Origin of the sequence: Candidatus Parakkermansia intestinigallinarum (assembly GCF_944389695.1) — a bacterium.
GTDB classification, from domain to species: Bacteria; Verrucomicrobiota; Verrucomicrobiia; order Verrucomicrobiales; family Akkermansiaceae; genus Akkermansia; species Akkermansia intestinigallinarum.
On the sequence record NZ_CALXNG010000020.1, the window covers coordinates 1 to 12,007 of the forward strand.

The following is a 12,007-nucleotide window of genomic DNA, read 5'->3' on the forward strand; positions in this document are numbered from 1 at the left end:
GGTCGCGCGGCGGTGGAGTCGGCGCAGGTGGGTGTGTTTGGCGTGGAGTTGGGCGCGGGTGTGTCGGTGCCGCTGGGTGAGGGCTGCGGTTCCGTGTTCGCGGATGTGAGCGCGGAGTTTTACCGCGAGTACAGTTCGGTGGATGCGTCGGTGGGTTACCGCTTGCGCTTCTGAGGGCTGTGAGTGGGTGCGGGTTCCGCTTCCCGCTTGTTTCCCGGGGGAGGGAGGGGGTGTTCCCTTTCTCCCTCGGTTTTTTTGTGGGGGGCTGCCGGGGCGTGGGGCTGCGCGCTTCGCGCGCGTGTGCGCTTCGCGCAGGTGTTTGGTGCTGGCGCACGCAGCCATCCGCCCGTGTGCGCGCTTGCTGCGCGCTCCCGCCGCAGCCGTTCGCTGCGCTCACGGCTCCCCGAGGGTAGGGGCTGCGCGCCCCTCCCTCGGACTCCCACCCGCGGCAAGCTGAGCTTGCAGGCTGTCTTTTTTGTGCTCTCGCATGCAGCCGCACGCCGTGTGCGCGCTTGCTGCGCGCTCCTGCCGCAGCCGTTCGCTTCGCTCACGGCCCCCGAGGGAGTGGCTGCGCGCCCCTCCCTCGGACTCCTACCCGCGGCAAGCTGAGCTTGCAGGCTGTCTTTTGTGCGCGCTTCGCGCAGGTTTTTTTGTGCTGGCGCACGGAGCCACCCGCCTGGCTGTGCCGACGCACGCAGCCGCACGCCGTGGCGCGCTGCTTCAGGGGATGAGTTGGCGGATGAGTTGCAGAACGATGAGTCCGGTTTCGTGCAGGGAGTCCGGGCAGATGCGCTCGAGGTTGTCTCGTTCGGTGTGCCACCAGCCGCCTTGCTGGAAGCGGGCGATGAGGTTGAGGGTGGCGACTCCCGCGTCTGCATAGGGACGGTGGTCGTCGAGGTAGCTGGTCGGTGCGATGCTCCAGCGGCGGTTGTCGAGGTTGAGGGTGCGTACGGCTAGTTCGTATTGCATGAGCATGCTTTCAGGGGTGTCGCCCAGGGGGACGCCGATTTCTTTGTCGCGCCCGCCGACCATGTCGAGGTTGATTTGCCAGCGGGGAAGGTTGTTTGCCCGGCGCGCGACGTCGTGTTTGGAGCCATAGAGGCCGTCGCTGTCGCTCATGCGGGGGGCGATGGATTCTTCGCCGTCAAAGAAGAGGAGTTCGATTTGGCCGCAGCGCCCGGGTTGTTGCTGCGGGAGGCAGCGGGCGATTTCAAGGAGGGCGGCGGCGGCGCTGGCTCCGTCGTCGGCTCCGATGAAGTTGGGGATGCCGCGTTTGGTGTCGATGTGGCAGCTGAGCAGTAGGGGACGGGTGCGGTTTGGTTCGTTGCCGTGTGTGGCGCGCAGGTTGGTGAATGGGAGTCCGTTCGGGCCGCTGAAGTGGTGTCGCTCGGTTTGCCAGCCTGCTTTTTGCAGTTGCTGTTCAAGGTAGCTGAGTTGCTGTTCGTAGGCGGGGCTGCCGCTGGTTCTCGGGCCGAGGGCGCAGAGGGCGCGGCAGTGTTCGTAGGCGCGCTGCCCGGAGTAGTCGCTTTCGCTCAGGCTGCTCGGGATGGGGGCAGGGGGCCGGCTTTTGTCGTTGCAGTGGCTCAGAAGGGTGAGCGCAAGCAGGGGGACGAGGTGCCGGGTGAGGTGCCGGGTGAGGTGGCGGTGCATGGTGTGCCGGGTCAGCTGAGGTGGGCGGAGCTGATGCCGCAGAGTTGCAGGATGCGTTCGAGTTCGTCTTTGCCGCTGTAGGGGATTTCGATGATGCCGTTGCTTTTGCCTTTGAGGGCGATGTTGACGCGGGTGCCGAATTCGCGCGAGAGTTCGTTGCAGATTTGACGGTAGGCTTCGGGAAGCTGGGTGTCTTTGGGCTGCGGGGCGGGTTCGGGGTTGAGGATTTTGCGTACGAGTTGCTCGGTTTGCCTTACGGTGAGGCTGTGGCTGACGACGCGTTGGGCGGCGCTGATTTGCCGGGCGGGGTCTTTGAGTTGGAGTAGGACTTTGGCGTGCCCGACGGTGATTTTGCTTTCTTCAAGGAGTTCTCTGACGTCTTCTTCGAGTTCGAGCAGTCGCACCATGTTGGCGATGAGGGCTCGCGATTTGCCGACGTGGCGCGCGATGGTTTCCTGCTTCATGTTGAAGCGGGTGAGTAGGACGCGGTATTGCTCGGCTTCTTCGAGGGGGCTGAGGTCTTCTCGCTGGAGGTTTTCGATGAGGGTGAGTTCCGCAACTTCTTGGTCGCTGGCTTGGTGGATGACGACGGAGACGTCTTCGATGCCGAGGCTTTTGATGGCTCGGAGGCGTCGTTCGCCGGCGATGAGTTCGTATTTGCCGTTGACGATGCGGACGATGAGGGGTTGGATGAGTCCGCGTTCGCGTATGGAGTCTGCAAGTTCGCGAATTTGTTCGTCGCTGAATTTGCGGCGGGGTTGAAAGGGGGAGGCTTGGATGTCGTTGGCTTTTGCCTGGATGATGCGCTCGCCGCTTTCTTCAGCCGGGGCTCCGCTTGTTTCGGGGCTTGGCTGGGCTTTGTGCTCGGGTTTGCGTGAGATGAGGGCGCTGAGGCCTTTTCCTAAGACGGGTTTGGGCATGGCGGTAGAGGGTGGCCGGCAGGGGCTTTACTTGCGCTTTTTTCCGGGGGTTTCTTTGCTCAGGTTGATGCTGAAGGTTTTGGCCGGGTTGTCTTGCCAGGCGACGCAGCTCATGGTGCCGCTGAGTTTGCCGTTGTCGTCGAGTTTGAGTTCCATGTAGCCGTCTTTGGCGTCATAGACTTCTGCGGTGGGCTGGTTCGGGTCGTAGAAGCCGTCGTAGATGGTGATGCGGACGGTGTAGCGGTTTTCTTCGTCGCGGCTGTAGGCGCAGCGGCCTTCGATGTGGACGTTGCTGCCGGGGATTTTCGGGTCGCTGATTTCGCCGAAGAATTGCAGGGCGTCGTCATGGGTGCTGACTTCGCTGATATGCAGGCTGAGTTGGCCGAAGCGTTTGTCGCGCGTCCATTCGCCGGTGTAGACGGTGTCGGCGGCGAGGGCTTTTTGGCAGGCTTGACGGAGTTCGTCGGCTCGGGCTTGGTTTTCCGCGGCTTGGGCGGCGGCCCGGCGGGCTTCTTCTTCAACGGCTGCTTCGCGTTGGACGAGGCTGGCTCGGGCGGCGGTTTCTCGCTCGGTGATGAGGGCGGCGATGTCGCGGTTGAAGGTGTCGGCTTTGGCTCGGATTTCGGCTTTGCGGGCTTCGATGAATTCGGGGGTGAGGATGTTGGGGTTTTCGGGGAGTTTGCTTTGGGGGATGGTGTTGCTGAAGTCGAGTTCGCGGGTGAGGTCGGCGCCGTCAAAGGCGAATTCGCTCAGTTGCCACTCTCCGCCGTTTTGTTCGGCGCGGAATCGGATGGGGATGACGAGTTTGCTGCCGCTTTCGTGCCTCAGGGTGTAGACGGAGGGCATGGCGAGCTCGGTCATGCTGCTGAGTTGTTGTTGCAGGTTTTCAGGGAGGGGTTTGGCTTGCCGATCTTCGTCTTTGATGTATTCGGCCGGGGCTCCGATTTGCATGAGGTAGTGCGATTCGGGGCGCATGGCGCGGTTGGCCGATTCGTTGATGAGTTGCCGCTCGCTGTTGAGTTCTTCGGGGGCGAAGTCTTTGCTGTAGCGGTTTTCTTTGATGGTGTAGGTGAGTTTGCAGTATCGGTAGCCGCGGGCGTCGGGGGGGCCGGGTTCGATGCTGATCAGTTCCGCGACGCTGTCGAGGTTGAGGATGGGGGCTGCCCAGGCGGCGATGGTTTCGCTGCTGAGTTCTGCCGGGGGGGCGGGGGCGGGGGCCGAGCTGCCGGCGGCGGTGTTACTTTTGCCGGGGGCGGTGTCGGGCTTTTCGCTCCGGTCGTCGCCGCAGGAGTTGAGAAGGAGGGTGGATGCGCTGATAATCAGGGCGCTGCGGATGATGAGGCTGTTCATGGCGTGGTGTGTGTGGCGGCTGCTGTTTCGCGCGTGTTAACGCAGGACATTCTGCCTTGTTATCGCGCAGATGTCAAGGGTTGTTGCCTGCCGCCGGGGGGCGTTGGAGGTGTCGGCAGGGTTTCGCCGGGCTTTGTCAGTTGTCTTTGCGGTTGTTGAAGAAGCTCCATTCGCTGATGCTGGGGAAGCTTGGCAGTTCAACGGTGCCCAGTCGCGCGCGCAGGAGGAGCCAGAGTTTGCGGAAGTTGTTGACGCTGTATCGCCGCTCGAAGACTCTGTATTCGTCGTCGCGCATTTTTTCGAGGATGTTGTGGTAGATGAGGCTCATGGCTTGCGCCGGGATGAGGGCGTTGCGGTCGTCGACGTTGAGGTTTTGGTAGAGGTCTTCGGCTTCGGCAAAGTATTTTTCGGCGAGGGCGGCTTCGTAGGCGAGCAGGGTGCGCATGCGGTAGTTGCAGTTTTGCTGCCGGATGTCGTCGGTGGTGACGCCGAAGAGTTGCATGTCTGCTGCCGGCAGGTAGATGCGCCGGTGTTTCCGCCAGTCTTCGGCGATGTCTCTCAGGATGTTGACGAGTTGCAGGGCGTAGCCCAGGGCGATGGCGTAGTCGTTGGCTTGGCTGCTGGCGCCCATGACGGTGGCGCTGGTGATGCCGACGCAGGAGGCGACGCGGTAGGCGTAGGCGAGGAGGTCTTCGCGGGTCGCGGGTTGTACGGGGTTGATGTCGCAGCGGCAGCCTTCGATGAGTTCGAGCATGGGGGCGGTGTCGAGCCGAAGTTGGGTGACGAGGTCGACGATTTCGCTTTCGATGCCTTCTGAGGCTTGGGCTTTGCCGGTGATGAGGTCGCGCCAGCGGTCGAGGGCGGCGTGTCTGATGTCGGGGGTCATGCCGGGTTCGTCGACGATGTCGTCGATGAGTCGGCAAAAGGCGTAGAATTGCGCCATGCGTATCCGCTTCTCCACCGGCAGGTTCATGAGGGTGAAGGCGAGGTTTGATTTGGCGTTGCGCGTGATGGTTTCTGACTCGGCCATGTTGCGTTCCGGTGTTGCCGGGGTGGGGTGGGCTGTTGGGGCGGCGGGCTTAGTCGATGTTGCCCCAGTGGGTGCTGAAGGGCCAGAGGGTGAAGGCGGCCGGTCCGATGATGTTGTATTGTCTGACGGGGCCCCAGTAGCGCGAGTCGAGGGAGTTGACGGTGTTGTCACCGAGGGCGGCGTATTCGCGGAGGTTGGGGTCTTGGGTGTTTTGGAGGGTTTTGCTGTCTCCCCGGCCGAGGTAGGGGATGCGCCCGTTGTTGTCGGCGGGGTTGTAGCCGACGTTGTTGTAGGGCGGTTGGCAGGCGGCGACGCGGCTGATGCCGGCTTCGGTGGCGGGTTGGCCGTTGATGAGCAGCTGCGGTGTGTCGATGCTGAGGGTGTCGCCGGGCAGGCCGCAGAGGCGTTTGATGTAGTGGGTGCCGGCGCTTTGCTCGGTCATGCTGCTCACGCCGCGGGTGTTGATGCCGCGGGTGTCAAAGACGAAGGTTTCGCCGCGCTCGGGGCGGCGGAAGTGGTAGGCCATGCGGTTGACGACGACCATGTCTCCGGCGTCGATGCGCGCTTGCATGATGGTTTCGCCGGGTTGGTACGGGACGGAGATGGTGCAGTGTTTGAGGTCGATGAGGCAGCCTTTGGCTTCCAATTCGCGTTGTTTGGCCGGGTCGAGGTGGGTGATGAAGGGGTCGACGATGTATTTGCCTTTCTGTCTCAGGTATTCGTAGACGGCTCCTTCGGCACAGGGGACGGCCAGTTCGCTGCCGTCGTCAAAGGTGATGACGGTTTCGGTGAAGAGGATCCATTTGCTTTGCTGGCGGATGTTTTTGATGGCTTTTTTGTTCTCGGCGACGGCGTTGATGTAGGAGCTGCCCAGGGTGACGGCATCCCATGCGCGCCGCGCGATGCCGGGGCTGTCGTCTGTGGGGTGGATGATGATGCCGTTGAGGGTGGGCTGCATGGAGCCTGTCGGAATGCGGAAGGGCTGTGCAAAGTAGGTACGGATGCCCAAGAAGATGGCTAGGATGACGAAGAGGGATTCGATGGCTTCGGCAAAGGGGTTGCGTTTGAAGCCTTTTTGTTCGCTGCAGGGGCCTTCGAGGATGAGGGCGGAGAGGCGCTCGGTTTCGGCTTTGTCCCACAGGGTGAGGGCTTCTGCGAGGTCTTTGCGGTAGGTTTCGTTTTCTCGGAGTTTGTCGGCTTCGATGTGGGGACGGTAGTAGTTGATGTAGCGACGCAGGGCGCTGAGGGCTTCGCTGCCGCGCCGACGCCATTTGGGCATGAACCAAGCGAGGAGGTTGTCGGCGACGGGGTTGACGAGGTAGCGCAGGAGCTGGCGGCGAAGGGTCATGTTACGACGTTTATTTTACTCTTTTGTCGCGTTTTGAAAAGCTTTATCTCGGAGAGGGGCGGCCGATGCGTGATCGGGTCGGTGTTGCGGTGCTGACCGAGGAGGGGGAAAGCCGATGTTTCTGAACTGACGGTGACGGGGGAAGCGGCGTTTCGGGTCAGGCCGGATCGGCGGGGGCGATGGCTGCCTGTGCCGGTTGGTCGGGGGCGGGGTCTTCGTCTTCCGCGTCGAAGGAGAGGCCCTTGCAGATGAGGATGAGCATGACGGCGGCGGCGGCCAGACGGTACCAGCCGAAGAAGGCGAGGCCGTGGCGGTTGAGGTAGCCGACCATCCAGCGCACGGAGATGACGGCGCTGATCCAAGCGACGACGGTGCCGATGATGATGGGCTGCCAGCCGAGTTGCTCGATCATGTCCTGTCCGTGTTTGACGGCGTCGTAGCAGGTGGCGGCTCCGAGGGTGATGAGGCCGAGCAGGAAGCTGAATTCAACGGCGGCGGCCATGCTCAGGCCGACGCTGAGCCCGCCCAGCATGGTCATGAGGCTGCGGCTGGTGCCGGGGCACATGGCGATGCACTGCATGAAGCCGATGCCCAAGGCGCCTCCGGGGCTGAGTTGTTCGAGGGGTTTGCCGCCGAAGTAGGCTTCTCGCCCGAGTTTCGCGCGGTGGCGGCTGTAGAGCAGGATGACGAGGCCGCCCAGGGCCCATGTGATCATGACGGTTTTCTCGTTGAAGAGGTACTGTTTGATGTAGTCGTCGAAGAGGAGGCCGAGGACGGCGGCGGGCAGGAAGCCCAAGATGAGGTTGATGAGCAGGCGGCGTCCGTCGGCGGATTTGCCGCTCAGCCCGGCGAACATCTCGCCGACGCGCTTGCGGTAGAGGCCCAACACGGCCAGAATGGCACCGCCTTGGATGCAGACTTCGAAGGCTTTGAGTGTGTCGCTTTCGCCGAGTTGCAGCAGGTAGCGGGTGACGATGAGGTGCCCGGTTGAGCTGACAGGAAGGAATTCGGTCAAACCCTCTACGATACCCATGATGATCGATTCAAACCATGTCATGACGCACCCTTACTAACGTAAAACATGCAAAAGGTCAACCTAAAAAGAAAAAAAACGGGTTCGCGCGGGGCTGCGCTTCAAAAAAAGGTTGAAGCGCGAGGGTAAACGTGGTATTTATAATGTCGCGTTGCATCCGTATAACGCACCGAGTGTCTATGAAAACGTGTCGCGCTAATTTGCTCAGGGGGTTCACGCTCATCGAGCTCCTTGTGGTCATCCTCATCATGGGGATCATGATGACGCTGGCGAGCTCCATTCTGCGAGATCCCGGCAAGGGGCGCAGTATGACGTCGGCGGTGGATCAGTTGGAGTCTATGGTGCACGAGGCGCAGGCGCTGGCGAAGGGCAATGATACGTATTCGCGTCTGGCTATCGTGAATGACCCGCGCGACGAGGGACGCCACCTGCGCTATATGGTTATTATGATTTTCCGCAAGGATGACAGCACGGAGGTCGATTCGAAGGGTGAGTGGATCAGCCTTTCGGCGGGCGAGTTGCTGCCTGCCGGGGTGTATTTCAGCCCGACTCTGAGTCGACCCTTTGACGGCGTGGGCGATGAGACGATGCTCGGTGAGTCGCTGATGCGTATTTCCAAGCGGGGGCAGTCTCCGGTGATCTACGCGGAGTTTGACGAGAAGGGGCGTTTCGTGCACCCGCAGGCTCAGCCGGGGGAGAAGACGAAGCGCCAGCGCTTGGTGCTGATTCAGGGACGCCGCGGCAGCGGTCGCAACAGTGTTGACGGTATTGTGCGCGAGAGCGACGGTCTCGAGGGCGGTATCGTGTTGGATCCCAGCGGCAATACGGTGCGCCTGCGCACTCAGGAGCAGATTGAGCAGAGAAATTGAGTCATGTATTACGGTCGCAGACTTTCCCCCGCGAGGGGCTTTACGTTGGTCGAGACGCTGCTGGCGATCTCGTTGGTGGGTATTCTCATCGCGCTTTTCCTGACGGTTTTCGTGCCGGCCCGCAAGATGGTGCAGGATGCTCTCGGCCGCCAGAATGTCGAGAGTGTTTCGAGTGTGCTGCGGGCGGAGATGAGCACGCTCAAGCCCCACGAGGCGGCCAGACCGGGTGCCAAGCGTTCGTCCAAGGGAAGTTACGTGAGCGCTTTCGACAAGGCTTTCGACTGGTTGCAGGCCAGCAAGAAGCCTGAGACGGCCGTTGTCATTTTCTCGTATCGCGCGGATACGTCGAAGAAGGCTCAGGACGGTATTTATCCGGCTTTGCAAGGCGGGCGCAATTTGCCCGGTAACAGTTCGACGCTGATTTCGGTGGCTTGCCCGATGGATGACACGCGCTACAGTAAGTTTATTCCGGATGCGGTCGGCCCGGTGTATGTCGTGCGCATGACGCAGCTGGTATACGACGGCAAGGGCGGGTTTTCTCCTGCCGATCGCCCGGGGATGATTAAGGGCGGTTCCAATGCGGAGGGCTATATCACCAAGGAGAGCTCGCGCGACTTGTCCGGCGCTGCGGTGTTTTTCCGGGCGGATTTCTTCCTGATGCAGCCGAAGAATCCGGCTCGCTACAAGGGGCGCAGCTGGGCGCAGCTCGGTACGCCGAGTTTCTCGACGAATATGTCTTTCCGCCTGTGAGATTTGAAATCCATTTGAATGATCATGAAGAACGTTTTTAGGTCTGGGCTGCGCAGGGGCTTTACGCTCATTGAGTTGATGGTGGCGCTGGCTGTGACGTCACTGCTGGTGTTCGGCATTATGCAGATGACGATTCAGGGGCTGGACCTCTGGGGCAAGGTGCGCGAGGATGTGAGTACGTCGTCGAGTGCTCGTTTTGCCTTGGAGGCGGTGGCTCATGATCTGGAGTCGTTTCAGATGCGCGCCGGCGACAACGAGTACCAGTGGCTCTACGCCAATGTTGACAAAAAGCCGATCAAGGGGCCTCGCGGGATGAAGATTCCGCGCTCGGTGCAGTGCATCTTCTTTGCCTGCGCTCCCGATCGCAACCCCTCGGTCAGCAGCAGCGAACGCCTGCGCCGCAATTACCGCAACGCGCGTTCTCAGAATGAGGAGACTCGCGGCGATGTGAGTGCCGTCGGCTACCGCCTGCTGTATCGCGATCACTTCCTGGACATCTCCGGCGATGAAGATCCGAATGCCTCCGACGGCGCGTTCCCGCTGTTCTCTCTGTACCGTCAGGTGGTTCCGCCCAACGATACTTTCGACAAGTTGCTGGGGCTGAAGAATCTCAAGTCGGGCTACGATGCTTTCGGCAAGAATGACAAGGATTTCTTCCTCTGCGAGAACGTGCTGGAGATGAATGTGCTCTTCACGATTCAGTACGCCAAGGGCAAGGCGGATGTTCGCTCGGGCTCGGCGGATTACGATTACGTGACGGTTCCCGTGATTACGACGAAAGGTGAGGGGGCCGGTCAAGAGGTGGGTGTTTACGGCAATTGCGTGAAGGTGGGCGGCAAGGTGTACGAGAATGCGCGCATCGTGTCGGCGAATATCTCGATTACGGTGCTGACGGAGGAGGGTGTGCAGCTGGCTGAGCAGATTCGTCTGGGCCGTCGCCGTGCCCCGAATCCGGCGGAGTTCATCTCGAAGTACACGCGCTCGTTCAGCCGCATGGTGTCGGTACCTCAGCCGCTTTGATGCACACTCCCGTCCTATGGCCGATGCTCCGCGCTCTTCGCTGATTCCCTGCGCTTCGCTGCCAAGGCTCCGATTTTGGCGCGATCCGCTGCCCCGCGACGGCTACGCCAACATGGCGGCGGACGAGTTGCTTTCTCAGCGGCCGGAGGCGTGGCTGCGCTTTTATGATTGGGCGCGTCCGGCGGTGAGTTTCGGCTATTTTGATACGGTGCAGGTGGCGGCCAAGTTGTTTCCCGGGGAGGGGATTGAGTACATTCGCCGCTGGACTGGCGGCGGTATTGTCGACCACCGCCACGGGTACACGTACACGCTGACGCTGCCGGCTCCGGCCGACGGCCGCATGTATGCGCCCAGCCGCGAGCTGTATCGCTGGATTCACGGGGCGCTGGCGCAGGCGCTGCGCGCGAGCGGCGTGCCCTGTGAGTTGCTGGCGAGTGATGCGCCGGACGGCGGGCGCTCGTGCTGGGCCAGCCCGGTTGAGAGCGATATTACGGATGCTGCCGGGCACAAGCTGGCCGGGGCGGGGCAGCGGCGGCACCGCGGTGCCGTGCTGCATCAGGGGCTGGTGCAAGGCTGTGTGCCGTCGACGGGCTGGGAGGCGCGGCTGGCGGCGGCTCTGGCCGAGGAGGTGCAGCCTGTCTACGGCGAAGAGCCTTGGCCGGGTTTTGGCGCTCAGCTCGATGAGCTCTGCCGCAGCAAGTATCTGACTCAGGAGTGGGCGGATGAGTCTCACGGCCGTCGGCGACAGACTCCGAGGTGAGGGGGAATGGAGGGCTATGGCGCAGCAAGCAAAGTCGGGCGAGGCGGCGGCGGAGCGCTGGCGGCGGAACGTGGCGGCGCTTGTGGTCGATGAGGCGGGGCGCGTTTTGCTCGGGGTGACGGGGGAGCGCAGCCGCCATTATCATTTCCCGCAGGGCGGGGTTGAACGTCGCGAGTGCATGCTGGAGGCGGTGCTGCGCGAGTTGCGCGAGGAGACCGGCGTCGATGCCGACAAGTTGCGCCCCGTGGCTCGCTTCGGCGGGTTGCGCTATCGCTACCGCGACAAGAACCGAAAGAGTGCCCGCTGGAGGGGGCAGGAGCAGACTTATTTCCTGCTGCGCTACGAGGGGCTTTTGTCGGCTCAGCAGCCGCCGTCGCACAAGGAGTTCGTGAGCTTGCTGCCGCTGCCTTGGCCGCTGTTGCAGGCCGAGGCTTTCGTGTCGTTCAAGCGCAAGGTGGTCGCTCGGGTGCTGGAGCATTTTTTTCCGGAGTCGGTCTTGGAGTCGTCGGTCTCGGAGTCGTCGGCGGTCTCGGAGTCGTCGGCGGGCAAGGGAGCTTCGATGGCGGAGCTCGAGGCTTATTGGTCGGCGTGCTGTCGCACGCGGCGCTATCTGAGTGTGGCCGGAGAGCTGCCGGATTTCGGCGCACGCGATGATCTCTCGCTTTTCGGCGGCGGCAAGGAGGAGGCCGAGGATCAGTTTGCGGATGCGCAGCTGGAGTTGCAGGATGTTCAGGCTCGGGCTGCGGAGCGCGGTGAAGCGCTGGTTGTGCTGCCGCTGAGTTTGCCGGGTGCGGGGCGGCGGGGGATGCTGCGCCGACTGGGGCGCTGCCTTGATCCGCTGCGTCTGGCGACAGCGGAAGCTCGTCCTGCGCCGGGTGAGGCTTCGCTGACGGCTCGTTTTCGGGCTCTTGCTCCGGCGCCGGGGCAGGTGCTCATGCTGCTCAACAGTCCGTATGACGAGCTGCTGCAAGAGCTGACGGCTCTCGGCTGCCCGGATGCCGTGAGCCTTCCCGACCACCTGCGTGCCGCCTTGCATGAGCTGGAGGACGCCGAGGCCGCCTTGCGCGCACGCGGGCTGCGTCTGCTGCGCGTCTATCTGAATGCCGATGCGCAGGAGGATGAGGAAGCCGAGCTTGCGTCACGGGCGAGGGCGGAGGCTTGGGCGGCGCGTCTCATGAGGGCGGAGGATTGGCTTATCCTGCCGTCTGCCCGCAAGTGGTATCGCAATTTGGTCTGCGTGCGTGCCGTGCTGGAGGCCTTCGGTTCTGTTTGAGGGC

General features: G+C 62.3%; 11 protein-coding genes. 5 read left to right on the plus strand and 6 right to left on the minus strand.

The window, feature by feature from the left end:
- Positions 1 to 720: 720 nt before the first annotated feature.
- The 6 genes from AC6UAL_RS06630 to AC6UAL_RS06655 form a co-directional block, all read right to left on the minus strand.
- The gene (locus tag AC6UAL_RS06630) at positions 721 to 1,650 is read right to left on the minus strand and encodes a M28 family peptidase (RefSeq protein ID WP_500682589.1); all 930 of its coding nucleotides are present in this window, start codon (positions 1,648 to 1,650) and stop codon (positions 721 to 723) included.
- Between the two features lie 11 nt (positions 1,651 to 1,661).
- Positions 1,662 to 2,570 (minus strand): ParB/RepB/Spo0J family partition protein, encoded by a 909-nt coding sequence (locus tag AC6UAL_RS06635; RefSeq protein ID WP_500682590.1) that lies wholly within the window; start codon positions 2,568 to 2,570, stop codon positions 1,662 to 1,664.
- A gap of 27 nt (positions 2,571 to 2,597) precedes the next feature.
- Positions 2,598 to 3,920, minus strand: coding sequence for a hypothetical protein (locus AC6UAL_RS06640; protein WP_500682591.1), 1,323 nt, complete (start codon positions 3,918 to 3,920; stop codon positions 2,598 to 2,600).
- A 136-nt stretch (positions 3,921 to 4,056) separates the two neighbouring features.
- Complete coding sequence (locus AC6UAL_RS06645) at positions 4,057 to 4,950, minus strand: phytoene/squalene synthase family protein (protein ID WP_500682592.1); 894 nt, start codon at positions 4,948 to 4,950, stop codon at positions 4,057 to 4,059.
- Positions 4,951 to 4,999: 49 nt separating this feature from the next.
- A complete protein-coding gene (gene lepB / locus AC6UAL_RS06650) occupies positions 5,000 to 6,298 on the minus strand; it encodes a signal peptidase I (RefSeq protein WP_500682593.1) in 1,299 nt (432 codons plus the stop codon).
- 157 nt (positions 6,299 to 6,455) lie between these two features.
- Positions 6,456 to 7,355: an undecaprenyl-diphosphate phosphatase gene (locus AC6UAL_RS06655; protein ID WP_500682594.1), complete on the minus strand. Its 900-nt coding sequence runs from the start codon at positions 7,353 to 7,355 to the stop codon at positions 6,456 to 6,458.
- A gap of 155 nt (positions 7,356 to 7,510) precedes the next feature.
- Here AC6UAL_RS06655 and AC6UAL_RS06660 point away from each other — a divergent pair, with 155 nt between their 5' ends.
- The 5 genes from AC6UAL_RS06660 to AC6UAL_RS06680 are packed head-to-tail and all read left to right on the plus strand — an operon-like array spanning position 7,511 to position 12,003.
- The gene (locus AC6UAL_RS06660) at positions 7,511 to 8,200 is read left to right on the plus strand and encodes a pilus assembly FimT family protein (protein ID WP_500682595.1); all 690 of its coding nucleotides are present in this window, start codon (positions 7,511 to 7,513) and stop codon (positions 8,198 to 8,200) included.
- 3 nt (positions 8,201 to 8,203) lie between these two features.
- Positions 8,204 to 8,950, plus strand: coding sequence for a type II secretion system protein (locus tag AC6UAL_RS06665; RefSeq protein WP_500682596.1), 747 nt, complete (start codon positions 8,204 to 8,206; stop codon positions 8,948 to 8,950).
- 24 nt (positions 8,951 to 8,974) lie between these two features.
- Complete coding sequence (locus AC6UAL_RS06670) at positions 8,975 to 9,970, plus strand: PilW family protein (RefSeq protein WP_500682597.1); 996 nt, start codon at positions 8,975 to 8,977, stop codon at positions 9,968 to 9,970.
- 16 nt (positions 9,971 to 9,986) lie between these two features.
- Positions 9,987 to 10,730: a lipoate--protein ligase family protein gene (locus AC6UAL_RS06675; RefSeq protein ID WP_500682598.1), complete on the plus strand. Its 744-nt coding sequence runs from the start codon at positions 9,987 to 9,989 to the stop codon at positions 10,728 to 10,730.
- 16 nt (positions 10,731 to 10,746) lie between these two features.
- Positions 10,747 to 12,003: an NUDIX domain-containing protein gene (locus tag AC6UAL_RS06680; RefSeq protein ID WP_500682599.1), complete on the plus strand. Its 1,257-nt coding sequence runs from the start codon at positions 10,747 to 10,749 to the stop codon at positions 12,001 to 12,003.
- Positions 12,004 to 12,007: the final 4 nt, after the last annotated feature.